General features: G+C 66.4%; 19 protein-coding genes. 11 read left to right on the forward strand and 8 right to left on the reverse strand.

Going from position 1 to position 25,671, the window contains the following annotated elements; all coding sequences use genetic code 11:
- The first annotated feature begins 10 nt into the window (after window positions 1-10).
- Together AC1RMY_RS06295 and AC1RMY_RS06300 are read left to right on the forward strand one after the other, a co-directional pair.
- A complete protein-coding gene (locus AC1RMY_RS06295; protein ID WP_492863097.1) occupies window positions 11-1,024 on the forward strand; it encodes an aldo/keto reductase in 1,014 nt (337 codons plus the stop codon).
- A 90-nt stretch (window positions 1,025-1,114) separates the two neighbouring features.
- On the forward strand, window positions 1,115-2,923 hold the full coding sequence (locus tag AC1RMY_RS06300; RefSeq protein WP_492863098.1) for a monovalent cation:proton antiporter-2 (CPA2) family protein: 1,809 nt from the start codon (window positions 1,115-1,117) through the stop codon (window positions 2,921-2,923).
- Window positions 2,924-2,940: 17 nt separating this feature from the next.
- Here AC1RMY_RS06300 and AC1RMY_RS06305 read toward each other — a convergent pair whose 3' ends face one another.
- From AC1RMY_RS06305 to AC1RMY_RS06325, 5 genes are all read right to left on the reverse strand, one after another.
- A complete protein-coding gene (locus tag AC1RMY_RS06305; RefSeq protein WP_492863099.1) occupies window positions 2,941-3,303 on the reverse strand; it encodes a hypothetical protein in 363 nt (120 codons plus the stop codon).
- 131 nt (window positions 3,304-3,434) lie between these two features.
- The gene (locus tag AC1RMY_RS06310; protein WP_492863100.1) at window positions 3,435-4,256 is read right to left on the reverse strand and encodes an MBL fold metallo-hydrolase; all 822 of its coding nucleotides are present in this window, start codon (window positions 4,254-4,256) and stop codon (window positions 3,435-3,437) included.
- A gap of 125 nt (window positions 4,257-4,381) precedes the next feature.
- Window positions 4,382-5,347, reverse strand: coding sequence for a Bug family tripartite tricarboxylate transporter substrate binding protein (locus tag AC1RMY_RS06315; protein ID WP_492863101.1), 966 nt, complete (start codon window positions 5,345-5,347; stop codon window positions 4,382-4,384).
- Window positions 5,348-5,481: 134 nt separating this feature from the next.
- The gene (locus tag AC1RMY_RS06320; protein ID WP_492863102.1) at window positions 5,482-6,060 is read right to left on the reverse strand and encodes a hypothetical protein; all 579 of its coding nucleotides are present in this window, start codon (window positions 6,058-6,060) and stop codon (window positions 5,482-5,484) included.
- A 123-nt stretch (window positions 6,061-6,183) separates the two neighbouring features.
- A complete protein-coding gene (locus tag AC1RMY_RS06325; RefSeq protein WP_492863103.1) occupies window positions 6,184-9,204 on the reverse strand; it encodes a P-loop NTPase fold protein in 3,021 nt (1,006 codons plus the stop codon).
- 632 nt (window positions 9,205-9,836) lie between these two features.
- Here AC1RMY_RS06325 and ettA point away from each other — a divergent pair.
- Window positions 9,837-11,489, forward strand: a complete 1,653-nt coding sequence (gene ettA / locus AC1RMY_RS06330; RefSeq protein ID WP_492863104.1) for an energy-dependent translational throttle protein EttA — start codon at window positions 9,837-9,839, stop codon at window positions 11,487-11,489.
- A 136-nt stretch (window positions 11,490-11,625) separates the two neighbouring features.
- Here the strand turns inward: ettA and AC1RMY_RS06335 are convergent, their stop codons facing one another.
- Both AC1RMY_RS06335 and AC1RMY_RS06340 read right to left on the reverse strand, forming a co-directional pair.
- Window positions 11,626-12,795, reverse strand: coding sequence for an alpha-hydroxy acid oxidase (locus AC1RMY_RS06335; RefSeq protein WP_492863105.1), 1,170 nt, complete (start codon window positions 12,793-12,795; stop codon window positions 11,626-11,628).
- Window positions 12,796-12,886: 91 nt separating this feature from the next.
- Window positions 12,887-13,516 carry a DUF6198 family protein gene (locus AC1RMY_RS06340; RefSeq protein ID WP_492863106.1) on the reverse strand — a complete coding sequence of 210 codons (630 nt, stop codon included), beginning with the start codon at window positions 13,514-13,516 and terminating at the stop codon, window positions 12,887-12,889.
- A gap of 185 nt (window positions 13,517-13,701) precedes the next feature.
- Here AC1RMY_RS06340 and AC1RMY_RS06345 point away from each other — a divergent pair, with 185 nt between their 5' ends.
- Together AC1RMY_RS06345 and AC1RMY_RS06350 are read left to right on the forward strand one after the other, a co-directional pair.
- Window positions 13,702-15,942 carry a glycoside hydrolase family 3 N-terminal domain-containing protein gene (locus tag AC1RMY_RS06345; RefSeq protein ID WP_492863107.1) on the forward strand — a complete coding sequence of 747 codons (2,241 nt, stop codon included), beginning with the start codon at window positions 13,702-13,704 and terminating at the stop codon, window positions 15,940-15,942.
- Window positions 15,943-16,073: 131 nt separating this feature from the next.
- The gene (locus tag AC1RMY_RS06350; RefSeq protein WP_492863108.1) at window positions 16,074-16,277 is read left to right on the forward strand and encodes a cold-shock protein; all 204 of its coding nucleotides are present in this window, start codon (window positions 16,074-16,076) and stop codon (window positions 16,275-16,277) included.
- Between the two features lie 228 nt (window positions 16,278-16,505).
- Here AC1RMY_RS06350 and AC1RMY_RS06355 read toward each other — a convergent pair whose 3' ends face one another.
- Window positions 16,506-17,369: a DMT family transporter gene (locus tag AC1RMY_RS06355; RefSeq protein ID WP_492863109.1), complete on the reverse strand. Its 864-nt coding sequence runs from the start codon at window positions 17,367-17,369 to the stop codon at window positions 16,506-16,508.
- A gap of 105 nt (window positions 17,370-17,474) precedes the next feature.
- Here AC1RMY_RS06355 and AC1RMY_RS06360 point away from each other — a divergent pair, with 105 nt between their 5' ends.
- The 6 genes from AC1RMY_RS06360 to AC1RMY_RS06385 all read left to right on the forward strand — a co-directional run bounded on the left by AC1RMY_RS06360 (window position 17,475) and on the right by AC1RMY_RS06385 (window position 25,626).
- Window positions 17,475-18,908, forward strand: coding sequence for an aminotransferase-like domain-containing protein (locus AC1RMY_RS06360; protein WP_492863110.1), 1,434 nt, complete (start codon window positions 17,475-17,477; stop codon window positions 18,906-18,908).
- A 72-nt stretch (window positions 18,909-18,980) separates the two neighbouring features.
- A complete protein-coding gene (locus AC1RMY_RS06365) occupies window positions 18,981-19,994 on the forward strand; it encodes an ArsR/SmtB family transcription factor (protein WP_492863111.1) in 1,014 nt (337 codons plus the stop codon).
- Window positions 19,994-20,902: a methylenetetrahydrofolate reductase [NAD(P)H] gene (gene metF / locus AC1RMY_RS06370; protein ID WP_492863112.1), complete on the forward strand. Its 909-nt coding sequence runs from the start codon at window positions 19,994-19,996 to the stop codon at window positions 20,900-20,902. The genes AC1RMY_RS06365 and metF overlap by 1 nt, the downstream gene beginning before the upstream one ends.
- Window positions 20,903-21,001: 99 nt before the next feature.
- Complete coding sequence (metH, locus tag AC1RMY_RS06375) at window positions 21,002-24,757, forward strand: methionine synthase (RefSeq protein ID WP_492863113.1); 3,756 nt, start codon at window positions 21,002-21,004, stop codon at window positions 24,755-24,757.
- Between the two features lie 130 nt (window positions 24,758-24,887).
- Entirely contained in the window at window positions 24,888-25,190 is a 303-nt protein-coding gene (locus tag AC1RMY_RS06380) for an alkylphosphonate utilization protein (RefSeq protein WP_492863114.1), read from the forward strand.
- 1 nt (window position 25,191) lies between these two features.
- Window positions 25,192-25,626, forward strand: a complete 435-nt coding sequence (locus AC1RMY_RS06385) for a GNAT family N-acetyltransferase (RefSeq protein WP_492863115.1) — start codon at window positions 25,192-25,194, stop codon at window positions 25,624-25,626.
- Window positions 25,627-25,671: the final 45 nt, after the last annotated feature.

Consider the following 25,671-nt stretch of genomic DNA (forward strand, 5'->3'; position numbering starts at 1 on the left):
GAGCGTTTCGATGGATTATCGTCAGCTTGGCCGGTCCGGCCTGAAAGTCTCGCCTTTGTGCCTGGGCACCATGATGTTCGGCGGTGCGACCGACGAGGCGGCGTCACGCGCCATCGTCGACCATGCGCGCGGCGCCGGCATCAACTTCATCGATACGGCGGACGTCTATACCGACGGGCGTTCCGAGGAGATCACCGGGCGCGCCATCGCGGCCAACCGGCATGACTGGGTGCTGGCGACCAAGCTCGCGAACCCGATCGGTTCCGGGCCGAACCGTGGCGGGCTCTCGCGCAAGTGGGTGCTGCAGGCCTGCGACGAGAGCCTGCGGCGGCTCGGCACAGATTTCATCGACATCTACTACCTCCACAAGGAGGACCATGCGACGCCGCTGGCCGAGACGGTGCGCGCCATCGGGCAACTCGTGAGCCAAGGCAAGATCCGGCATTTCGGCGTCTCGAACTACCGCTCCTGGCGGCTCGCCGAGATCTGCCGGCTCTGCGACGAACTCGGCATCGACAGGCCTGTCGTCAGCCAGCCATACTACAACGCGATGAACCGGATGCCCGAGGTCGAGCATCTGCCGGCCTGCGGCTATTACGGGCTCGGCGTCGCCTCCTACTCGCCGCTGGCGCGCGGCGTGCTGACCGGCAAATATGAGCCCGGCCAGGCGCCGCCCGAAGGCACGCGCGCCGGCCGCGCCGACAAGCGGATCATGCAGACCGAGTGGCGCGAGGAGAGCCTCGTCATCGCCCGGACGATCAAGCGCCACGCGGCCGAGCGCGGCATGACGCCGATCCAGTTCGCCGTCGCCTGGGTGCTGAACAACAAGCTGCTGACGGCGGCGATCGCCGGCCCGCGCACGATGGAGCAGTGGCAGGCCTACCTCGCTGCGCTCGACGTCACCTTCACCGCCGAGGACGAGGCGCTGGTCGATGGACTAGTGCCGGCCGGCCACCCCTCGACGCCGGGCTATAGCGATCCGGCCTATCCAATCGAAGGACGGCCTAGTCGCACGGGAGCGTGAACGAGGCCGAAGCGTATTTGCCATGCGGGCGCAGCGCACCTAACTGGACACAGGCGCCTCCGCTGGGGCGACGGGCTGGAAGGGGAATGGATGGCGGTCGAGGGTGTCACCGGCGATCTGATCAAGGTCGTGAGTCTTCTGGGCGCCGGCGTCGTTGCCGTGCCGATCTTCCGACGCCTCGGCCTCGGCTCCGTGCTGGGCTACTTCACCGCCGGCCTCGCGATCGGGCCTTATGGGCTCGGGCTTTTCAGCCACCCCGAAACGATCCTGCATGTCGCCGAATTCGGCGTCGTGATGTTCCTCTTCATCATCGGACTGGAGATGCAGCCTTCGCGGCTGTGGAATCTGCGGCGCGAGATCTTCGGGCTCGGCGTGGCGCAGGTCGCGCTCTGCGGCGCGCTGCTGACGGGTGTGGGATATGCCTATGGCCTGCCCCTGCCGGCCGCCTTCCTCGCCGGGATGGGCTTCGTCCTCTCCTCCACCGCGGTCGTGATGCAGATGCTCAACGAGCGCGGCGAGACCTCGACGCCGCAGGGCCAGCAGGCGGTCTCGATCCTCCTGCTCGAAGACCTCGCGATCGTGCCGCTGCTGGCGGTGGTTGCCTTACTGGCTCCGGTCAAGGACCCGAGCGCCGATGGCTGGCTTTCGTTCGGCATCGGCGTCGCCAGCGTCGCCGGGCTCGTCGTCGCCGGGCGCTACCTGCTCAACCCGATGTTCCGCCTGCTGGCTCTGGCCCAGGCGCGGGAGGTGATGACGGCGGCGGCGCTGCTCGTCGTTCTCGGCTCGGCCCTGGCGATGCAACTCGGCGGGCTGTCGATGGCGATGGGCGCGTTCCTCGCCGGCGTGCTGCTGTCGGAATCGAGTTTCCGGCATCAGCTCGAGGCCGATGTCGAGCCGTTTCGCGGCATCCTGCTCGGGCTGTTCTTCCTGGCGGTGGGCATGTCGCTCGATCTCGGCGTCATCGCCGCGCAATGGCGGCTGATCGCGCTCGCCGTGCTCGCCTTCATGGCGGTCAAGGCGCTCGGCATCTTCATCGTCGCGAAGCTGTTCCGGTCGCGGACGCGAGAGGCGATCACGCGGGTCGCGCTGTTCTCGCAGGGCGGCGAATTCGCCTTCGTGCTCTACGGCGCGGCGCTCGCGGCCGGCATCTTCGACGGGCAGACCAACGCCATCGCCAGCGCGACGGTGATCCTGTCGATGGCGCTGACGCCGCTTCTCGCGATCGCGCTCGATCGCTTCATGCCGCCCGAGGAGACCTCACTCGACGGGGTCGATCTGGCCGATGGACTGAGCGGGCGGGTGCTGATCATCGGCTTCGGCCGCTTTGGCCAGGTGGCCAGCCAGGCGCTGCTGGCGCGGGGATTCAGCGTCTCCATCATCGAGGTCGATGTCGAGTTGATCAAGGCGGCCGCCGATTTTGGCTTCAAGGTGCATTACGGCGACGGCACGCGCGCCGAAATCCTGCACGCCTCCGGGGCCGACCGGGCCGAGGCGATCCTGGTCTGCGTCGAGAATCGCAACACCGCCGACCGCATCGTCGCCGTGTCGCAGGAGGCTTTCCCGCACGCCAAGCTGTTCGTGCGTGCCTTCGATCGCGGCCATTCGATGGACTTGATCCGCGCCGGCGTCGAATACCAGATTCGCGAGACCTTCGAATCCGCGATGGCCTTCGGCACGGCCGTGCTGCTCGGCATGGGCGTGCCGGAGGAAGAAGCCGCCGAGATCGCCGAGGATGTGCGCCGTCGCGACACGGAACGGCTCGACCTGCAGGTGGCCAGCGACATCTATGCCGGCGTCAACCTGATCCGGGGCAATGCGCCCATCCCGGCGCCGCTGACCAAGCCGAAGGCAGCCGGCAGGATCCACGGCAACGTGCCGGACGACATCGCCGATTTCTGAGTGCCAACGGCTAAGGGCTAATTGAGCACGCAGAAGCCGCCGACGACGACCTCGCTGCGGCACCAGACCTTCGTGCCGTCATTCACGGTGAGCTTCATCAAGGTCGGCGCGGGTTCCGCTTGCGCCGTCGTCGCGGGAGGGAAGGGGACGCGTTTCGGGGCTTGCTCCCCCGCCTTCGCCGCTCCTGTGGTGATACCCGGGACGACCGCTAGGCTTCCGCTCCTGCCGCCGGAGCCCGAGGTCTCGGCCGTGGGCTTGGCGCTGCTCGTCCCGCTGCTGGCCCCACTGCTCTTGCCGCCGAAACGCATCTTGGCAGCCTCGGCGCTGGCGGGCAGCAGGAGGGCAGTCGACAGACAGGCGATCACGAGCGCGCGCTTCATCGCGAGGCTTCCTGATGGACAATCGGAGACCTGCCAGAATGCCGATGTCGCAGGCTCTCGCAACGGAAGCCTGCGATCAGCCTGACCGGGAGCTTAACGGGGGGCAGCGGCCTTTCCGTTGCGAGCGGGCCTCAGTGGCCGGGCAGGACGATCACGGTCGGCCTCGCAGGCAAACCCGCCTTGGTCACCGTGATCACCGGCTGTTCGCGGCGCTCGACCGGCCAGAGATCCTGCGAGCGCGCGAGGAAGCGGTTCAGCGTGCCGCCGCCGAAGAAGTGCATCGGGATCATCACCCGCGCCTGCAGCGATTTCAGCACCTCGAGCATGCCCTCCTGGTCGAGCGTGTAGCTGCCGTCGACCGGGAACAGCACGACGTCGACGCGGCCGAGCGCGCGCAGATGGCCGGGCTCCAGCGGGTGGTGGAGATGCCCGAGATGGGCGATGCAGAGCTCGCCGATCTCGAAGACGAAGATCGAGTTGCCGTCGAAATCGGTCGATCCGGAAAAGGAGCGGATATTGGTCGGCACGTTGCGCACGCGCAGATCGCCCATGGTGACGTCGTGCTTCGCCGCGCCCGCGCCCGTCGGGTCCCAGCCGGGCAGGACCTGCTTGATGGCGGGGTCAGGATTGCGCGAGTTGTGGGTCGAATGCGCCTTGTTCATCGTGGCGATGTCCGGCGTCACCTGCGGCCGGACATAGTCGTTGTAGTCGGTCGCGACCTTCACGCCACCTGGGGTCTCGATCAGGAAGGTGGCGTGGCCGACGAAGGTGAGGCGGACCTCGTCCTTCGCGAGGTTGGCCTTGGCGAGATTGACGCGCTGGATCGGCAAGCGCAGCGAGGCCATGTCGGGGCGGCAGCCCGGCTCGTCGGACTGGGCGTAGGCCGGGGCAGCGCCCAGCCAGGAGGCCAGCAAGGCGACAAGGCCGAGCCCGAAGGCTCTCGCGGACGTCATCGCTGGTCGCATCCTTCACCTCCCTCAAGCCTCGGCCCGGCCAGTCTGATGCATGGTCCGGGCCGAAGGGAAGCGTGGGGGCGAGGCGATGTCACGTTTGTGAAATCGGCTCGCGGCGATGGATGTCAGTCCTTGGCGAGGCCGAGTTCCTTGAGGACGCCGTTACCGCGCTCGGTGAAGGTCTTCACATAGGCTGCGAATTCGGCCGGCTTGTCCCAGACGGGGGTGATGCCGCGATCGGCCATGGCCTTGCGCACTTCCGGCCGCTGTAGGGTGCGTTCGGCCGCGTCGAACAGGATCTTGCGGCGGTCGGCCGGGATGCCCTTGGGCGCGGCGAGTGCGAACCAGTTCTGGTAGGTCCAGTCCAGCCCAGCCTCCTTGGCGCTCGGTACGTCGGGAAAGTTCGGGTGGCGCTCCTCGGTCATCAGCAGGATGGTGCGCACCCGCCCGGCCTCGAGCATCGCCTTGGCCTCGATCGGGGAGCCGGTGAAAACGCTGATGCCACCGGCGACGAGATCGTTGAGGGCCGGCGCACCGCCGTTGCTGGGCACCCATTTCACGGTGTCGGGCGCCATGCCGGCCGCCTTCAGCAGGCCGCCGGAGGCGATGTGCCAGGAGCCGCCGACGCCGGTGCCGGACGCCATGAACGTGCCCTTCGGAGCATCCTTCACCGCCTTGAGATAGTCGGCGATGGTCTTGATCGGGCTGTCCGCCTTGACGGTGACGCCGGCGGGAATGAGCGAGACGCGCGAAAAGGCGTCGACGCTGTCGATCGTCAGATCACCCATGCCGAGCGATTTGAAGAAGGAGATCTCGGGGCTGATGCCGCCTATCGTGTAGCCGTCGGGCGTGCCGGTCGCGATCGCGGTGTGGCCGGTGATGCCGCCGCCGCCGGTGCGGTTGACGACGTTGACCGGGGTCTTGAGTTCGGCCTCCAGCCCATTGGCGACGATGCGCATCACCGCATCCATGCCGCCGCCGGCGGCCCAGGGCACGATCAACTGGACAGGGCGGTCCGGGAAGGCCCAGGACGGGCCGGCGACCAACAGCATTGCCACCGCGCCGAGCGCGGCCTTGACGATGATTTTCATGTTCCCTCCCCAGGGATCGGCCACAGCTTCAGGTCGGTGGTCCGGACGGGAGAGTAGACAGCTTTTCGGCGAGCCTCAAGATATGCTGTATACTGTGTTCGGTGTTCAGGGGTGACGTCGCGGCGACGGCTCCCCTACGCCTGCGCCTGCGCCTGCGCCTGCGCCTGCGGCTCGGGCTTCGCGCTGACTGTGACCCGGGCGTCGGCGAGGCGCTGGAACAGCCGCCGCCGGCGGACGAGCGGCAACCAGTCGTAGAGAAACATCTCGGCGGGTCGCCAGATCACGACCCAGCCGACGATGATGAGGCTTTCCTGGAAGATGCGGGCGAAGCCGCCCTCGAAACGCTGGGTCAGTAGAAAGCTCAGGAAGAGGCAAATGCCGAGCCCTGCGAAGCCGATCAGGAAGGCGAGCCGGCCGTCGCGGAACAGCTCGCGCAGCGCCTGGGTCTCGGCGCGCGCCTTCGCCGCGAACCAGTCCGTCAGCGCCGTCGCGAGATCCGGAACGGGCTTGGCGTTCTTTTCCGGCGACTGGAGATGGATGACGATCGCGATCGGCTCGTCCTTGGGCAGTTCCTGCGCCCATTCGACGATGTAGCGCTCGGCATCGGGGTCGATGTCGCCCTCGCGGAAGGGGAAGGGGTCGAGCGTGTTGAAGAGCTGGGCGCTATCACGCAGCCTCAGCTCGATCGGCGCCCTGCCGTCTTGATCGGACACGTCGGATTCGCCTCGAACGATTGCGACGACCGTCATTATTCAGGCGGCGGGGCACGGCGCAACCGCCGCGAGGCGGCCCGATTGGCGGCGGGCACCGATCCAGAAGCGCGTTGCGAGTGGCCGTCAATGGTAACGGTTGAAGGAGTAGCGGCGAACGATGCGCGCCATGGCGAGCATGTCCGCTACGTTAACGCCTATGCCTCCGCGGTGTAGCTCGATCGCTTTAGCGATATGCTCCAGGCGTTTGAGTTTGAAGCGAACACTTTCGATGGATTTATAGGCCTTCGCCGAATGTCCAGGATAAGGGTTCGCTTCGATAGGGATGTTCGGAGCTGTTGGGTCATCTTCCGGCGCTAGTTCCGCCAGCGTGTGCCCCTGATCAATCCCGGCAAGTCCTTCGTACCAGGCGTCCGCAACTTCCACCGGCTGCCCGCATTCGACGGCCGCGAGAAAAACCGCGACTGGCCACGTTGGCGGCTTGTCGTTTGTTCCTAGGAACTCCGCCAACTCCGCCTCGCTCATGCGTGCCCGGATAATGCGGTAGACATTGATCAGTCGCTTGACCGCGCGCGGGCTTTTGGCGGCAATCGCGCCGATTTCGGGACTGGCGAGGAAGTCGACTTCCGGCTGCGTCAGACGAATGGTCGCGAGCGCCTGATCAATGGAATCCGGCTCTTCCATTGCCGCTGCTTGCGGGGTGATAGCGTCGTCGGGGAACGATACGGCCGCTTCGTCGTCTTCCGACCCTGTGAAGGTCCTGGAGGTGGAAGCACCTGCCTTCGCTGCAAGAGAGGATTCTGCGTCTTCCGGCACATCGCGATTCGTTTGCAGCAGGTCCTTCACATAGGCTCCATAGCTGCCGCCGGAATCGCCTGCGGTTGAGAGGGGGCGCAGCCAGAAAGGAAGCTGGAAGATTTTCTCGAGATACTCGATGGCGCGCTTACGCCGGTCGACCTCGTGCTCCGCCGGCGTAGCGGTCGCCTCCATCGGAGCTGTCGCGAACTGGCGGGCCACGGCCTCCTCGACCCAGCGGACGTCGACGCCGACGACCACGACGAAGAGTTCGAAGGCGAGCAGCAGGTGGATCGCCTGCAGCACGTCATAGACCTGCGCGTGGGTGCAGCGGTCGAGGTCGTCGATGTAGAGGACGATGCGATCGGGAATCTGCAGGGCGTGCTGGTCGAGGTCCATCTTCTCGAAGCGCTCCAGTGATCTGGCTTGCGCCTCGGATAGAGGCAGGCCGGCCGCGCGCTTGTCCCTGGCCTCGCGTCCATCGCGGGCGGCGGAAAAGATCGCGTCGAGCTGCTCGAAGGAGCGGCGGGCGCGGCTGACGAGGCCGACATGCTTGTCGTACTCGCGGACATCGCTGTCCTCGAACAGGAAATAGCGCAGGATGGTGCCCGGCGCGCCGGCTGCTGCGGCATCGCCGTATTTGACCAACGGCGCCTTGGCCGCCTGCGCCTGCTGCCTGGCCTCGTCGAGCACATTGGCGGCCTTACGCGCCTCGACTTCCTTGTCCTCGACCTCGCGGGCGAGTTCCTTGCGCGCCTTCTCGACAGCCTTGGCGTAGGTCCAGGCGCCTTCGAGCACCGGCTTCGCCAACTTCAAAGCGCCCGCCACGGCTCGGAACGCTGCGAGGGAAGCTCCGGCCCAGGCGAGCAGGCGTCCTACGGCCACCGCCGCCGAAGCCTCATCGACGATATGCCACCCAATACCGGCAAAGGCGACGAGCACGATCGCCAGCACCGCCAGCCGGCGCTCCATGCCGCCACCAGCGATGATCCTTGCGACCAGCGCGAGCTTGCCCGGCCAGTGGGCCGCCTCCGACACGGTGGCGGTGAAGCCATCGAGATCGGCGGCGAGATCGTCGCGGTAAAGCCGTCGGCCGACTTCCTGGAGCTTGGCCCGGTCGTCCTGGTCTGACTGGATCGCCTCGAACTGGCTGGAGAGTTGCTCGGATGCCAAAGCGAGATCGCTGGTGGCGAGTTTCTTCCGGGCTGCCGCCAGCGCCTCTACCGCGCGCTGTGCCGCGCGCTCGGCGTCGGACAGCTTGTCCTGTGCCTTCTGAGCGAGGGCTTCGAGGCTTCGGACACGTTCGGCGACCTTTTCGATCAGAGCCAGGTAGTTGCTGTCGCGCTGTCCGTCATAGCCGCCGCGGCGCAGCTGATCGAAGAACTCCGCCGTCAGGCTGGCCCAGAGATTGGCGTCGGCGTAATGCCAGGCGTTGAAGCGAATCTGCACGACGTTCTGGACGAAGCGAGGGCTCGGTTTCGGGTCGGACGGCGAGCCGGGCGACGCTTGCGCTTCGGCCCGGCGCGAGGAGCGTTCCTTGCGGGTCAGTTCGGTGATCTCGCCTTGCAGCCGCTCCATGAAGCTCGACTTGCCGGATCCCCATTCGCCGAACAGTCCGATGGACAGCGGTGGCCTGGCTTCTTCCAGGCAGATCAGCCGGGCGAAGGCGGAGACGTCCGCGCCAATGCCGAGCGGATCGGTATCGCCGACGGTGGCGCGGTCGGCATGGAAGCCTGAAACCGTCATGGCATTGGTGCCCGAGGCGAAGCTGAGCTGCGGCATGATGCGCGCCCATGCCGTGGCGGGGGCCGTCCGCAATTGCTGCCAGAGTGCCGCATCCTCTCCCGTCTCTGGCGTCTCGATGACGCGCGCGATCAGCTCCTCACGTAGCGCGGCGTGGTCGAGGCCCGCTGCAGCGAGGTCCAGCCGCATCTGGCGTGCGGCGGATGCGTCCGGGCAATCCAACCCGGCCACTACCAGATGACGCGCATCGAAGCCGGCCCGTCCGACTGTGGCGACGGCCAGCGCTTGGGCCATGCGGATGCTCGTGGCGGCGGCGGGGCGAAGTGCGATCCTGCCGCTGACAGGGGTCGGCCGTGCCGGAGCTCTGACCGACACAATATCCGAGGCCGAAAGGCCCCGAGCCGCGACGAAATCCACCAGCCAGCGTGGGGTCGACACCCGCCCCTCAGGCATCCGAAGACCCGCTGCCAGCGCTCCCTGCAGCATCAGCAGCAAGCCGATGCTGGGCTCTGCTTCCCCATCGCGCTGAATGGCGCGCCGAGCTGCCTCCCGAAGAATGGCGCGCGCCGCATCGGAGTGGGCCAGCGCCAGCGCGTCGGACAGTCGCATCGCAGGGGAGGTGCGTTCTTGCTCGGGAGGGCGCGCAGGCCCGTCGGCACTGGATCTGGGCGATGGCCGAGGCTTGGGTTTGCGAGACGGTCGCTTCTGCCGTTGCGGAGGAGAGATCTCTTGCTGCGTGGGCGCTGGCTCGGTCGCCTTCTGCTCCGGAGCCGCCTGTTGCTCCGCCTGCGAAAGGAGCGAGCTAGGCATGGAGGTACTGTCGGATCCGAAAAACGACGATGGAATCCAACTCGGCAGGCCGGTCGGCCCCGTGCTGCTCATGCCGGTTGCGGACGGGTTGTCTTTTGAACCCGACTTCGTCGAACCAAACGACCTGAGAGCTTTGTCAACGTAGCCGACGGTGTCTGTCTCTGCCGACGCTGCAGGGCTCTCCGACTCCTTGACGCGCCGCCCCTTCGGCCCCCTTGGCTTGCTTGTTTTGTCCATCGCATCGTCCCCTATCCCGAGCGGGAGCTCGTCTCAGATTGATGCGGCGGCAGCGATAATGCAATCATAGGTTGCTGCATCCGGGCGCGTTGCGCCCTCGGCTCGCATTGCCTTCCGCGGCCTCGTCGCCTATCTACCCGGCAGATTTCCCCTCACGATCCGAATGCCAGCCGGAAAGCGGAGCCCGCACCCTTATGTCCCGTCAGTTCATCTACCATATGCGCGGCCTGTCGAAGACCTATCCGGGCGGCAAGCAGGTCCTCAACAACATCCACCTCTCCTTCTATCCGGACGCCAAGATCGGCGTGCTCGGCGTCAACGGCGCCGGCAAGTCGACTCTGCTCAAGATCATGGCCGGCATGGACAAGGAGTGGACCGGCGAGGCCTGGGTCGCGGAAGGCGCGCGCGTCGGCTACCTGCCGCAGGAGCCGAAGCTCGACGAAACCCTGAACGTCCGCGACAACGTCATGCTCGGCGTCGCCCCGCAGAAGGCGATCCTCGACCGCTACAACGAACTCGCCATGAACTATTCGGACGAGACCGCCGACGAGATGACGAAGCTGCAGGACGAGATCGAGGCCAAGGGCCTGTGGGATCTCGATTCCAAGGTCGACCAGGCGATGGACGCGCTGCGCTGCCCGCCCGACGATTGGGCGGTCGACAAGCTCTCGGGCGGTGAGCGCCGCCGTGTCGCGCTGTGCAAGCTCCTGCTCGAAGAGCCCGAACTGCTCCTGCTCGACGAGCCGACCAACCATCTCGACGCCGAGACCACCGCCTGGCTCGAAGGCCACCTGCGGACCTATCCGGGTGCGATCCTGATCGTCACCCACGATCGCTACTTCCTCGACAACGTCACGAGCTGGATCCTCGAGCTCGATCGCGGCCAGGGCATCCCCTATGAGGGCAACTACTCGGCCTGGTCGGTGCAGAAGCAGAAGCGCCTCGCCCAGGAAGGCCGCGAGGACGTCTCGCGCCAGAAGACGCTGGAGCGCGAATCCGAATGGATGGCAGCCTCGCCCAAGGCGCGCCAGGCGAAGAGCAAGGCCCGCATCCAGCGCTATGACGAACTCGTCCAGAAGGCCAACAACAAGGGGCCTGACACCGCGCAGATCATCATCCCGATCGCCGAGCGTCTGGGCAACAACGTCGTCGATTTCGAGGGGCTGTCGAAGGGCTTCCAGGACAAGCTCCTGATCGACGACCTTTCGTTCAAGCTGCCGCCGGGCGGCATCGTCGGCGTGATCGGCCCGAACGGCGCCGGCAAGACGACGCTGTTCCGGATGATCACGGGCCAGGACAAGCCCGATGCCGGCACGATCAAGATCGGCGAGAGCGTCAAGCTCGGCTATGTCGACCAGAGCCGCGACTCGCTCGACGACAAGAAGAACGTCTGGGAGGAGATCTCCGGCGGCAACGACGTGATCTATCTCGGCAAGAAAGAGATCAATTCGCGCGCCTACTGCTCCGCCTTCAACTTCAAGGGCGGCGACCAGCAGAAGAAGGTCGGCTCGCTCTCGGGCGGCGAGCGCAACCGCGTCCATCTCGCCAAGATGCTCAAGTCGGGCGCCAATGTCCTCCTCCTCGACGAGCCGACCAACGACCTCGACGTCGACACGCTGCGGGCGCTGGAAGAGGCGCTGGAGGACTATGCCGGCTGTGCCGTGATCATCAGCCACGATCGCTGGTTCCTCGACCGCATCGCGACCCATATCCTCGCCTTCGAGGGCGACAGCCATGTCGAATGGTTCGAGGGTAACTTCGCCGATTACGAGGAGGACAAGAAGCGCCGCCTCGGCATCGACTCGACCATCCCGAAGCGCATCCAGTACAAGAAATTCTCGCGCTGAGGCGTTGACTTCTGCTTCGAAAAGCCCTGCGGCGCCATGCGCGCCGCGGGGCTTCTTGTTGGTGGATGCGCTGAAGGCCAACCAAAGGGCGGCTCGAGGCTTCGCCAGCCGTAGCTCGCGTTCGCGGTATCGCGACCTAGCCGGCCAGCCGCTGCATCGCGCCCTCACGGCCGCCGACGAGAATCTTCTCGTCCACGTTCTTTACGTCCCTCAGGCCACACAGCGCCATCGTCACGTCGAGCTCCTTGCGGATGATGTCGAGGCAGCGGGTGACGCCGGCCTCGCCCATCGCGCCGAGACCATAGAGGAAGGCGCGGCCGATGAAGGTGCCGTGGGCGCCCAGGGCGAGGGCCTTGATCACGTCCTGGCCCGAGCGGATGCCGCCGTCGAACAGGATTTCGGTGCGCCCGCCGACGGCGTCGACGATCGCCGGCAGGGCCGCGATCGAGGACAGCGCGCCGTCGAGCTGGCGACCGCCATGGTTGGAGACGATCAGGGCGTCGGCGCCGCTCTGCGCTGCCATTTCGGCATCTTCGGGGTCGAGGATGCCCTTCAGGATCAGCTTGCCGCCCCACTGCTCCTTGATGCGCTTGACGTCGTCCCAGTCGAGCTTCGGGTCGAACTGATCGGCGGTCCAGGAGGAGAGCGAGGACATGTCGGCGACGCCGGAGACATGGCCGACGATGTTGCCGAAGCTGCGGCGCGGGGTATCCAACATCTTCAGGCACCAGCGCGGCTTGGTCGCCAGGTTGATCAGGTTGGCGAGCGTCGGCTTCGGCGGGGCGGTGAGGCCGTTGCGGATGTCCTTGTGGCGCTGGCCGAGGATCTGCAGGTCGAGCGTCAGCACGAGCGCGGTGACGCCGGCCTTCCTGGCGCGCTGGATCAGCCGGGCGCTGAAGTCGCGGTCCTTCATCACATAGAGCTGGAACCAGAAGGGCTGGCCGACATGGTTGGCGATGTCCTCGATCGAGCAGATGCTCATGGTCGAGAGGGTGAAGGGCACGCCCGCCTTCGCCGCGGCCTTGGCGGCGAGGATCTCGCCGTCCGGATGCTGCATGCCGGTCATGCCCGTCGGCGCGATCGCCACGGGCATCGCGACCTTCTGGCCGATCATGGTCGATTCCAGCGTGCGGTCGGTCATGTCGACCGCGACGCGCTGGCGCAGCTTCACCTTGGCGAAATCGGTCTCGTTGGCGCGATAGGTGCCCTCCGTCCAGGCGCCGGAATCGGCGTAGTCGTAAAACATGCGCGGGACGCGGCGCTTCGCCAGCAGGCGCAGATCTTCGATGGTCAGGGGAAGGGCCATGGTGTCGAGCCTCTTTGCGTCTGGTCAACTGGCGTGTGATCACCCGGCGGGGTGACTCGCATGCCAGATGCCGGCATGCAAGGCCGCCGGCTCAGGACACGCCCATATAGCGCCCGGGCTTGTGGTTCATCCCGAGGACGGCGTTCAGCACCAGCGTGCCCAGCAGCGAGACCGCCAGCCGGTCGAGCGGGAGGATGAACACGGCGGCGGCGAAGATGCCGGCATCGATGCCGAGTTGCGTCCAGCCGGCGCGCCAGCCCTGCTTCTCCTGCAGATAGAGCGCGAGGATGTTGACCCCGCCGATCGCGGTGCGATGGCGGGCGAGCGCCAGCAGCCCCAACCCCATGGCGCTGCCGCCGGCGAGCGCGGCGTAGACCGGCTGGATCGCGGCGATGTCGAGCCAGAGCGGCGTCGCCTGCACCAGCATCGAGACGAGGCCGACCGCGACGAAGGTGCGCAGCGTGAAACCAAGGCCCATGCGGCGGAAGGCGAGCCAGTAGAAGGGCAGGTTGATGATCGAGAAGAGCAGGCCGAATTCGAGGCCGGTGGCGTATTGCAGCAGGAGCGCGAGCCCGGCCGCGCCGCCCGTCATGATCGTCGCCTTGGCGAAAAGCGCGATGCCGATCGAGACCATCAGCGTGCCGAGCAGGATCGCCAGCACGTCTTCATAGAGCCTGTGCCGCTCCGTCGACGAGGCGAATGAGGCGCTGGTCTGCGACATGGCGGGTCGATCCGATTCAGACGAGGTTCAGGCGCTGCCTGCGATGCAACGGGCGAGCCAGTTCGGCCAGCGCCGAGGTTGAGCCGGCTTGTTCATTCCTGTAGGGCGGCGCTCGACATTCGTCACTGATCTTCTCGCTGCCGCCTGCTCCATCCGTGTTCGCGCCTCCCCGAAAGATGTCCTCCATGACCCTGCGGCTCGCCGCCACGCTTCTTGCCTGCTCCCTCACCATTTCGACGCTCGCCCCAGCGGCTTGGGCCAAGCAGGCTGCGGCCTCGGTTTCGGTTTCGGACGGGGTCGGCTGGAAGACCGGCCGCGAGGCCACCGCGATCGAGCGGCGGATCGACGGGCTGCTCGGGCAGATGACGCTGGAGGAGAAAGTCGGACAGCTGCACCTGTCGGGTCGCGGCGACGGCTTCGACATCAACCAGATCAAGGCCGGCCGGATGGGCGCGGTGATGAACTTTGTCGTTCCGGCCGAGGTTCTGGAGGTCCAGAAGGCGGTTCGGCAGACGCGGTTGAAGATCCCGCTGATCATCGGTCTCGACGCGGTCCATGGCTTCTCGACCTATTTTCCGCTGCCGCTCGGCCAGGCCGCCACCTGGAACCCGGCGCTGATCGAGGAAGCCGCTTACTGGACCGGCCGGGAGGCGTCCGCTGCGGGCGTCAACTGGACATTCGCGCCCATGGTCGACATCTCGCGCGATCCGCGCTGGGGCCGGGTGCTGGAAGGGTCGGGCGAAGACGCCTTCCTCGGCTCGGTCGTCGCGGCGGCGCGCACCCGCGGCTACCAGCGCGGCGGCGTCGCTGCCTCGGTCAAGCATTTCGTCGGTTACGGGGCGGCCGAGGCCGGGCGCGACTACAACTCGACTTGGATCCCGATCAGCCAGCTCCACGACGTCTTCCTGCCGCCGTTCAAGGCCTCATTCGAAGCGGGATCGATGACCGCGATGGCGGCGTTCAATGCGCTGAACGGCATGCCGGCCACGGCCCATCGCGGCATGCTGACCGATCTGCTGCGTGGCCAATGGGGCTTCAAGGGCTTCGTGACTTCGGATTTCGGCTCGATCACGGAACTGCGCCTGCACGGCATCGCCAAGGACGATGCCGAGGCCGCGCGCAAGGCACTGCTGGCCGGCATCGACATGGACATGATGGGCGACGTCTACCACAAGCATCTCGCGGGCGAGGTCAAGGCTGGGCGCGTGCCGATGAAGGCTCTCGACGAGGCGGTGCGCCGGGTGCTGCGGGTCAAGTTCCATCTCGGCCTGTTCGAGCGCCCCGACGTCGATCCCGCTGCCGCGCCGGCGCTGATGCAGACGCAAGGCGCACGCGACGTCGCGCTCAAGGCGGCGCAGGAAGGCGCGATGCTGCTCAAGAACGCGAACGGCACGCTGCCGATCGGGCCTTCGGTCAGGTCGGTCGCGGTGATCGGCGCCATGGCCGTGCCTGAGGACGAGCGGGTGTGGACCGATCCGGCCGGGCTCGGCCGGCGTGTCATCACCCCGTTGCCCGAGGCGCTTCGCGAGCGGTTGCCGAAGGAGGTCAGCGTCGCCTATGAACCCGCCTTCACCAAGGCCTGCGGCACCGAATTCGCCGACAAGGAGGCCGCGATCCGTGCAGCGGCCGCGAGCGACCTCGTCGTCGCCATGCTCGGCGAGGATTGCGAGTTCATGGGCGAGGCCGCCTCGCGTACGAAGCTCGACCTGCCGGGCGTCCAGCAGGAACTGCTGGAGGCGCTGGTCGCGACCGGCAAGCCGGTGGTGCTGGTTCTGGCGACCGGGCGGCCGCTCGTCCTGACATGGGCCGACAGCCACGTCGCGGCGATCCTGCAGACCTTCCATGGCGGCACCGAGGGGCGCACCGCCATCGCCGACATCCTGACCGGCAAGGTCAATCCGTCCGGTCGCGTGCCGATGAGCTTCCCGCGTTCGGTCGGGCAGATTCCAGTCTATTACGACCAGCTTCCGACCGGGCGGCCGCAGAAGATTCGCCAACGCTATGAATCGATCTTCATGGACGAGGCCAACGAGGCGCTCTACCCCTTTGGTCACGGGCTTTCCTACAGCCGCTTCACCTATGCGAATGCGCGCGTCTCGAAGCCGAGCATGGCGCTGAACGGCGCGGTCGAGGTTTCGGTGGATCTGACCAATGCCGGCTCGCGCGACGGGCAGGAGGTCGTTCAGCTCTATATCCGCCAGCCGGTCGCCAGCCGCTCGCGCCCGCTGCGCGAGTTGAGGGGCTTCGACAAGGTCATGCTGAAGGCCGGAGAGACGCGCACGATACGCTTCCAAATCGACGCACAACGGCTTGGATTCCATGACGACGACGGTCGTTACAAGGTCGAACCGGGCGAGATAGAGATATATCTGGGTGGTTCGTCGCAAGCCACTGTCCGGACGCAAGTGCTCCTGACCAAGTCTTGACCGTCGGGTGCTTTCGCATGCCTGTGGTTTGCTCTCGACAAGCCTGAATTTTGTGTCAATTCTTGTTTTCGCGGCCTCCGGACGCTTGCTTCCGTGGGCAGCGAAGACGCGCTGGCTTAGGGGATGCGGCGATGGCGACCGGAACCGTCAAGTGGTTCAATACTGAGAAGGGCTTTGGTTTCATTCAACCTGCGGATGGCGGCAAGGACGTGTTCGTCCACATCACTGCCGTAAAGGAAGCTGGGCTGATGACATTGACCGAAGGCCAGAAAGTCTCGTTCGAGCTCAAGACCGAACGCGGCAAGACGGCAGCGGGTTCGCTGCAGGTGCAGTGAGCCTGCCGGCTTGGTGACACAAAGGGGGCGAGCGCCCGGCTCGCACCGCTGACGGTCGCGTGTGCGTGCCGTTTCCTGTCGGAGCTTTGACGCGGGTGCCTGCACCGCGCAGGAGTTTACTCGCGACGGTTGCGGTTTGGTGCGCGCCTGATCGAACTCCCGACATTCAAGGCGATTTTCCGCGCGACTTGACGGGATCGCCTGCCTCCTTGCGCCGCGGGATCGAGGCTATCGCGCGAAGCGCTTCGCGCCGGCGACGCAGGCCGCGACGGCGGCCGAAACCGCCAGCATCTGCCAACTGATGGTCTCGCCCAGCAGGAGCCCCGCCAGAGCCAGCCCGAAGAAGGGTTGCAGCAGCTGCAATTGCCCAACGGCCGCGATGCCGCCCTGTGCGAGGCCGCGATACCAGAAGACGAAGCCGATCAGCATGCTGAACAGCGAGACATAGGCGAGACCGAACCATGCCGGCTGGCCGGTTTCGGCGAAGGAGGCTGGAAGCATGCTCAGCGCGAGACCGGCCGTGACCGGCAGCGACAGCAGCAGCGCCCAGGAGATCACCTGCCAGCCGCCGAGCCGGCGCGACAGCGCGGCGCCTTCGGCATAGCCGAGGCCGCAGATCGTGATCGCCGCCAGCATCAGGAGATCGCCGGTGGGGGAGGCGGTGAAGCCCTGCGTCAGCGTAAAGCCGGCGACGAGGCCGCTGCCGAGGCAGGAGAACAGCCAGAAGGCGGGGCGTGGGCGCTCGCCGCCGCGGATGACCCCGAACAGGGCGGTGGCGAGCGGCAGCAGGCCGATGAAGACGATCGAGTGCGCCGAGGTGACGTGTTGGAGGGCGACTGCCGTCAGCAGCGGGAAGCCGATGACGACGCTGAGGGCGACGACCAGCAGCGGCGCGATATCGCTACGCTCCGGCCGCTTCTCCCGGAAGGCGATCAGCAAGGCGAGCGCCAGCACGCCGGCGATGGCGGCGCGGGCCAGGGTCAGGAAGACCGGATCGAGATCAGCGACCGCGACACGCGTAGCCGGAAGCGAGCCGCTGAAGATCAGCACGCCCAGGAAGCCGTTGATCCAGCCGCTCGCCATCTCATCCATCGCAGGGTTCGGGTCTCGCACCATCCTTTGGCTCGCTCTCGCCATTTCTCCAGAGACAGTTCAGTACAATTCGGGCAAACTGTACTGATAACGGAGACCGTACAGATGATCCCGGGCGCGGTTTTGGAGGAGGATGGCGGCACGCGCGTGGGTCAGGTCATGCAGGCGGTCAGGGCGCGGATCGCCGGGCGCATATTGGCTCCCGGCGCGAGGCTGCCGTCGATCCGGGCTTTCTCCGAGGCGATGGCGGTGTCGAAATCGACCGTGGTCGAGGCCTATGACCGTCTCGCCGCCGAAGGGCTGATCCAGGCGCGCCGGGGCTCCGGCTTCTATGTGGCGGGGCATGCGCCGCCGTTCTCGGTGGCCGATCTTGGGCCCCGGCTGGAGCGGGCGGTCGATCCGTTCTGGGTCTCGCGGCAAACGCTCGATGCCGGCGATAACGTGCTTAAGCCCGGCTGCGGCTGGCTGCCGGCCGACTGGCTGCCGCAGGATGCCTTGCGCCGGGGGCTGCGGGCGGTGTCGCGCGCTCCCGCCGAGACGCTGGCGGATTACGGCACGCCGCTGGGGTCGTTGCCGCTTCGGCAGCTTCTGACCCGGCGGCTGGCGCTGCACGGCATTGAGGCGGGGCCAGACCGGATCATGCTGACGGAATCCGGGACACAGGCGCTGGACCTTGTCTGCCGCTTCCTGGTCGAGCCCGGAGACACGGTTCTCGTCGATGATCCCTGCTACTTCAACTTCCACGCCCTGCTGCGGGCCCACCGCGTCCGCATCGTCGGCGTGCCCTATACGCAGCATGGCCCCGATACCGCCGCGTTCGAGCAGGTTCTGACGGAGCAGCGTCCGCGGCTCTACATCACCAATTCGGCGCTCCACAATCCGACGGGGGCGACGCTGTCGCCGGTTGTGGCGCATCGGGTTCTGAAACTCGCCGACCAGTTCGGGCTGATGATCGTCGAGGACGATATCTTCGCCGATTTCGAGCCGGAGCCGGCGCCGCGGCTGGCCGCCTTCGACGGGCTCGACCGGGTCGTGCAGATCGGCAGCTTCTCAAAGGCGCTCTCGGCCTCGGTGCGCTGCGGCTACATCGCGGCGAATTCGAGCTGGATCGAAGGGCTGATCGACCTGAAGATCGCGGCTTCCTTCGGCACCGGCCGACTTGCGGCCGAGGTGGTGCTGACCATTCTGAAGGACGGCAGCTATCGCAAGCATATGGATGGCTTGCGAGCCCGTCTTGCGCGGGCCATGGGCGAGACGTCGCGGCGGCTGCGGGCGATGGGGATCCAACCCTGGATCGAACCGCGCGGCGGCATGTTCCTGTGGTGTGCTCTGCCCGAGGGGCTGGATTCCTCGACCATCGCCCGGCAGTTGCTCGCCGAGGACATCGTCCTGGCGCCCGGCAATGTCTATAGCCTGTCGCAGACGGCGGGGCGCTTCATGCGCTTCAATGTCGCCCAGTCAGGCGACGCGCGCCTGTTCAGCGCGTTGGGACGTGCGATGGCGGCAGGTGCGCAACGGGATGGCGCTGGTCGAGTTTGAACTTGCATCGACGTGTCGTCTGATATAAAGATATCTTTATATCTTTTTCTTCTTCTCGCCGGAGCCGCGCGCTTGCGTCAGCCGACCACGCTCTCCTCGGATGTCCTCCTCGCCGGCCTGCGTGCCGCGGGCGAGGAGACGCGGCTGCGCATTCTGGCGCTGCTGTCGGAGGGCGAATTGTCGGTGTCGGATTTGACCGACATCCTCGGCCAGTCGCAGCCGCGGATCTCGCGCCATCTCAAGCTCCTGGCCGAGGCCGGGCTGGTGCGGCGCTCGCGCGAGGGGGCCTGGGCCTTCTTCCGGCTCGACGAGACCGGGGCGGGCGGGGCCTTCGCCGCGTCGCTGGCGGCCTGGCTCGACCGATCCGACCCGGTGCTGGCGGCCGATCGCGAGCGGCTTGCGGCGGTGCGCGGCACGCGGGCCGAAGTGGCCCAGAACTATTTCGCCAGCGTCGCTCGCGACTGGGACCGCCTGCGCCGGCTGCATGTGCCCGACGATGCGGTCGAGGCGGCGGTCGAGGCCGCCGTCGGCGAGGGCACTGCGGGCAGCATGCTCGATCTCGGCACCGGCACGGGCCGGATGCTGCAGCGCATCGCGCCGAAATTCGGCCGGGCGGTGGGCGTCGACGCCAACCACGCCATGCTGGCCGTGGCGCGCGCCAATCTCGAGAAGGCCGGGCTGTCGCGGGTCGAACTGCGCCAGGGCGACATCTATGCGCTGCCTTTCCCGCGCGGGGCTTTCGATCTCGTCATTATCCATCAGGTGCTGCACTTCCTCGACGATCCCGGCCGCGCCGTGCGCGAGGCCGCCGCGATGCTGGCTCCGGGCGGGCGGCTGATCGTCGTCGATTTCGCGCCGCATGAGATGGAATTCCTGCGTACCGAGCACGCCCATCGCCGGCTCGGCTTCTCGCAGGCGCAGATCGCCGGCTGGTTCGCGGAAAGCGGGCTGAGCTGCGACTTGTCCGAGGAAATCACCCTGGCCGGCGGCGGCAGCGGCCAGTTGCCGGTGATGCTCTGGCGCGGAAGCGACCGGCGCGTCCAGTCGGATCCGGTGCTGCGACAGAACAATCTAGAGGTAGCCTGATGAATGCGTTTCGCCCGAGCCGGCACGGCTCCCGCCGCCCGAAGGTGTCCTTCGAATTCTTCCCGCCCAAGACGGAGGAGATGGAGGTCGCGCTCTGGGAGAGCGTGCGCCGGCTCGAGCCGCTCGGACCCTCCTTCGTCTCGGTGACCTATGGCGCCGGCGGTTCCACGCGCGAGCGCACCCATTCGACCGTCAAGCGCATGGTCGAGGAAACCGGGCTGAAGCCGGCCGCCCATTTGACCTGCGTATCGGCTTCGCGCGACGAGGTCGACGAGGTCATCCGTGCCTATTGGGATGCCGGTGTGCGCCATGTCGTGGCGCTGCGCGGCGACCCGGCCGGTGGGCTGGGCACGGTCTACGAGCCGCATCCGCAGGGCTATCACCAGACCTCGGACCTCGTCGCCGGCCTCAAGCGCATAGGCGATTTCGAGGTGACGGTCTCGGCCTATCCCGAGAAGCATCCGGAAGCCGCCTCGCTCGATGCCGATATCGACGCGCTGAAGAAGAAGGTCGATGCCGGAGCGACGCGGGCGATCACCCAGTTCTTCTTCGATAACGACGTCTATTTCCGCTATCTCGACAAGGTGAGGGCGGCCGGGATCGACATCCCGATCCTGCCCGGCATCGTGCCGGTCCAGAACTTCAAGCAGACCGCCAACTTCGCCCGCAAGACCGGGGCGAGCGTGCCGCAATGGCTCGCCGACCGCTTCGAGGGGCTGGAGGAGGACGCGGCGACGCGCCGGCTGGTGGCGGCCGCCGTCTGCGCCGAGCAGGCGCTCGACCTGATCGATCGCGGCGTCGGCGACCTGCATTTCTACACGATGAATAAAGCCGACCTGGTCTATGCGATCTGCCATCTTGTCGGGGTCAAGCCCGAGAAGGCGGCTGAACAGGCTGCAGCGGCGTGAATTGAGAAGCCCTCGTCCTTCGAGACGCCGCTTCGCGGCTCCTCAGGATGAGGGCTGAGGGAATTTTCGGACTGATCCGGGTTCGATGAAAGCGCGACAATGACCGACTTTACCCCCACCCCCGTCGACGGCGCCGAGATCCAGCGTGCGCTACGCCAGTCCGCTTCCGAGCGCATCCTTGTGCTCGACGGCGCGATGGGGACGCAGATCCAGAACCAGAAGTTTTCCGAGGCCGATTTCCGCGGCGAGCGCTTCAAGGGTTGGAACCACGACCTCAAGGGCAACAACGACCTTCTGGTCCTGACCCAGCCCGAGGCGATCCGCGATATCCACCTGGCTTATTTCACGGCCGGCGCGGACATCGTCGAAACCAACACCTTCTCCTCGACCCAGATCGCCCAGGCCGATTACGGCATGGAGGCGCTGGCTTATGAGCTGAACGTCGTTTCGGCGAAGCTGGCGCGCGAGGCGGCCGCGATCGCGCAGAAGGCCGATGGCCGGCGCCGCTATGTCGCGGGTGCGATCGGCCCGACCAACCGCACGCTTTCGATCTCACCCGACGTCAACAATCCCGGCTTCCGGGCGGTGACCTTCGACCAGGTGCGGGAGTCCTATGCCGAGCAGGTGAGGGGGCTGATCGACGGCGGCTCCGAGATCATCCTGGTCGAGACGATCTTCGACACGCTCAACGCCAAGGCGGCGATCGTCGCGATCGAGGAAGTCTATCGCGAGAAGGGCATCCGTCTGCCGGTGATGATCTCCGGTACGATCACCGACCTGTCGGGGCGCACGCTCTCGGGCCAGACCACGGAAGCCTTCTGGAACGCGGTCCGCCATGCGGCGCCGCTGACGATCGGGCTCAACTGCGCGCTCGGCGCGCGCGAGATGCGTGCCCATATCAAGGATCTGTCGCGGGTCGCCGACACGCTGATCTGCGCCTATCCCAATGCCGGTCTGCCCAACGAATTTGGCATGTATGACGAGAGCCCAGAGGCGACGGCGGCGATGCTGGCCGAGTTCGCCGATGCCGGGCTCGTCAATGTTGTCGGCGGCTGCTGCGGCACGACGCCCGGCCATATCGCTGCGATCGCTCAGGCGGTTGCGGGCAAGGCGCCGCGCTCCGTGCCCAATATCAAGCCCTATCTGCGGCTGTCGGGGCTCGAGCCCTTCACGCTCGACGAGACGATCCCGTTCGTCAATATCGGTGAGCGCACCAACGTCACCGGCTCGGCCAAGTTCCGCAAGCTCATCACCAATGGCGACTATGCCGCAGCGCTCGACGTGGCGCGCGACCAGGTCGCCAACGGCGCGCAGGTCATCGATATCAACATGGATGAGGGCCTGCTCGATTCCGAGAAGGCGATGACCGAGTTCTGCAATCTCGTCGCATCGGAGCCGGACATCAGCCGCGTGCCGATCATGGTCGATTCCTCGAAGTTCCATGTCATCGAGGCGGGGCTGAAGACGATCCAAGGCAAGCCGATCGTCAATTCGATCTCGATGAAGGAGGGCGAGGCTGCCTTCCTCGAACATGCCCGCATCTGCCGCGACTATGGCGCTGCCGTCGTCGTCATGGCCTTCGACGAGAAGGGCCAGGCCGACACCTATGAGCGCAAGATCGAGATCTGCACCCGCGCCTACAAGCTGCTGACCGAGGAGATCGGCTTCCCGCCCGAGGACATCATCTTCGACCCGAACGTCTTCGCGGTGGCGACCGGCATCGAGGAGCATGACAACTACGGCAACGACTTCATCGAGGCGACCAAGACGATTCGCGAGACGCTGCCGCACGCCCACATCTCGGGCGGCGTCTCGAACCTGTCCTTCTCGTTCCGCGGCAACGAGAAGGTCCGCGAGGCCATGCACTCGGTCTTCCTGTACCACGCTATCAAGGTCGGCATGGATATGGGCATCGTCAATGCGGGCCAGCTCGGCTCCTATGACGATCTCGATCCGGAACTGCGGGAGCTCTGCGAGGACGTGGTCCTCAACCGCCGCAAGGACTCGACCGAGCGCCTGCTCGACGCGGCGCCGCGCTTCAAGGGCGATGGTTCCGCCGCGGTTTCCGGCAAGGATATGGCCTGGCGCGAGTTGCCGGTCGAGAAGCGGCTCGAGCACGCGCTGGTCAACGGCATCACCGCCTTCATCGATGCGGACACCGAGGAGGCCCGGCAGAAGGCCGAGAAGCCGCTGCACGTCATCGAGGGGCCGCTGATGGCCGGCATGAACGTGGTCGGCGACCTGTTCGGCGCGGGCAAGATGTTCCTGCCGCAGGTGGTGAAGTCGGCCCGCGTCATGAAGCAGGCGGTGGCCTATCTCATGCCGTTCATGGAGGAGGAGAAGCGCCTGAACGGCGGCGGCGAGCGCTCGGCCGCCGGCAAGGTGCTGATGGCGACGGTGAAGGGCGATGTCCACGACATCGGCAAGAACATCGTCGGCGTCGTGCTCCAGTGCAACAATTACGAGGTTATCGACCTCGGCGTGATGGTGCCGACGCAGAAGATCCTCGACACCGCCCGCAAGGAGAAGGTCGACATCATCGGGTTGTCGGGGCTGATCACGCCCTCGCTCGACGAAATGGTCACCGTCGCCTCCGAGATGGAGCGCGAAGGCTTCGACATTCCGCTCCTGATCGGCGGGGCGACGACCAGCCGCGTGCATACGGCGGTCAAGATCCATCCCTCCTACGAGAAGGGACAGACGATCTACGTCACGGACGCATCGCGCGCCGTCGGCGTCGTCTCCAGCCTGCTCTCGCAGGACCAGAAGCCGGCCTATATCGAAGGCATTCGTGCGGAATACGCCAAGGTCTCGGCGGCGCATCGCCGTTCCGAGGCCGACAAGCAGCGCCTGCCCCTGGCCAAGGCCCGCGCCAACGCCTTCAAACCCGACTGGAGCGGATACCAGCCGCCGAAGCCGAGCTTCCTGGGCACGCGGACCTTCCGGACCTATGATCTCGCCGATCTCGTGCCGGTGATCGACTGGACGCCGTTCTTCCAGACCTGGGAGCTGAAGGGGCGATACCCTGCGATCCTCGAGGACGAGAAGCAGGGCGAGGCGGCGCGCGCGCTCTGGGACGACGCGCAGGCGATGCTGAAGCGCATCGTCGAGGAGCGCTGGTTCAATCCGAAGGCGGTGATCGGCTTCTGGCCGGCGAATGCGGTCGGCGACGACATCCGCCTCTACACCGGCGAAAGCCGGCAGGAGACGCTCGCGACCTTCCACGGCCTGCGCCAGCAACTCTCGAAGCGCGACGGCAAGCCGAACATGTGCATCTCCGACTTCTTCGCGCCGGAGGGCATCGAGCGGCCTGACTATGTCGGCGCCTTCGTGGTGACGGCCGGCGCCGAGGAAGAGCGGATCTCGGAGAAGTTCGCGCGCGACAATGACGACTACCGCTCGATCATGGTCAAGGCGCTGGCCGATCGCTTCGCCGAAGCCTTCGCCGAGCGCATGCACCAGCTCGTGCGCAAGGAATACTGGGGTTACGCGCCTGACGAGGCCTTCTCGAACGAGGAGCTGATCCGCGAGGAATATCAGGGCATTCGGCCCGCGCCGGGCTATCCGGCCCAGCCCGACCATACCGAGAAGGCGACGCTGTTCGAACTGCTGCAGGCGGAGCGCCGCGTCGGCGTGAAGCTGACGGAGAGCTTTGCGATGTGGCCGGGTTCGTCGGTCTCGGGCCTCTATCTTTCGCATCCGGACGCCTATTACTTCGGCGTCGCCAAGGTCGAACGTGATCAGGTCGAGGACTACGCGGTGCGCAAGGGCATGCCGATCCACGAGGTCGAGCGCTGGCTCGCGCCGATCCTGAACTACGAGCCCTCGGCCTATCGGCTGGAAGCGGCGGAGTAGGGCTCTTCCTCCCGCCGCTGGCTTGCGATCGGTTCGGCTATTTATACAGCTGGGTCCTGTTGAATTGGCGGCCTGGCTCGTATAGCCGTGCAGGGCCGGGCGGTCCGGCGTTATAGTTTACGGTGCGGACATGGCTGGCGACGACGACTACGTCTATGACGAGACAACGGGCGAGTGGCGTCCGGCTTCCGAGATGGCGGCCGCTACAGCGCCTGTGCGCGCCGAGGTGCGCGATGCGGCCGGAAATATCCTCGCCGACGGCGACTCGGTGGTCCTGATCAAGGATCTGAAGGTCAAGGGTGCCGGCCAGACCCTGAAGCAAGGTACGGTGATCAAGTCGATCCGCCTGACGGACGATCCGGACGAGATCGATTGCCGCCACGAGGCGATCAGGGGCCTCGTCCTGCGCACCGAATTCGTCCGCAAACGCTGAGATGGCGGCTGCCTCTTCCTCCATCCGCAAGGCGACGGCGGCCGACCAGCCCCGCATCCACGCGATCCGGATGGGTGTGAAGGAGAATGTGCTCTCCGATCCGTCCAAGGTGAGCGATGAAGAAGTCGCCTGGTATCGCGAACAGGCGATCTTCCTGGTGGCGGAAGAGAACGGGGAGATCGTCGGCTTCGCTTGCGCCAATCACCTGAGCGGGCTCGTCTGGGCGCTCTTCGTCGATCCCGCCCATGAGGGGCGCGGCCATGGCCGTGCGCTCCTAGACGAGACGCTGGTCAGGCTGAAGGCCGCCGGACACTCCCAGGCGCATCTCAATACCGGGGGAGGGACGCGCGCCGAGCGCTTCTACCGTCGGCATGGCTGGCGCGACATGGGCTACGACCTCGGCGGGCAGATCGTCTTCGTCCGGTCGCTCGACTGAAAACGAAAGGGCCGCCTTGCGGCGGCCCTCGAGAGACGCTCCGGG

The organism is Allobosea sp. GW822-FHT03F07, assembly GCF_058801345.1.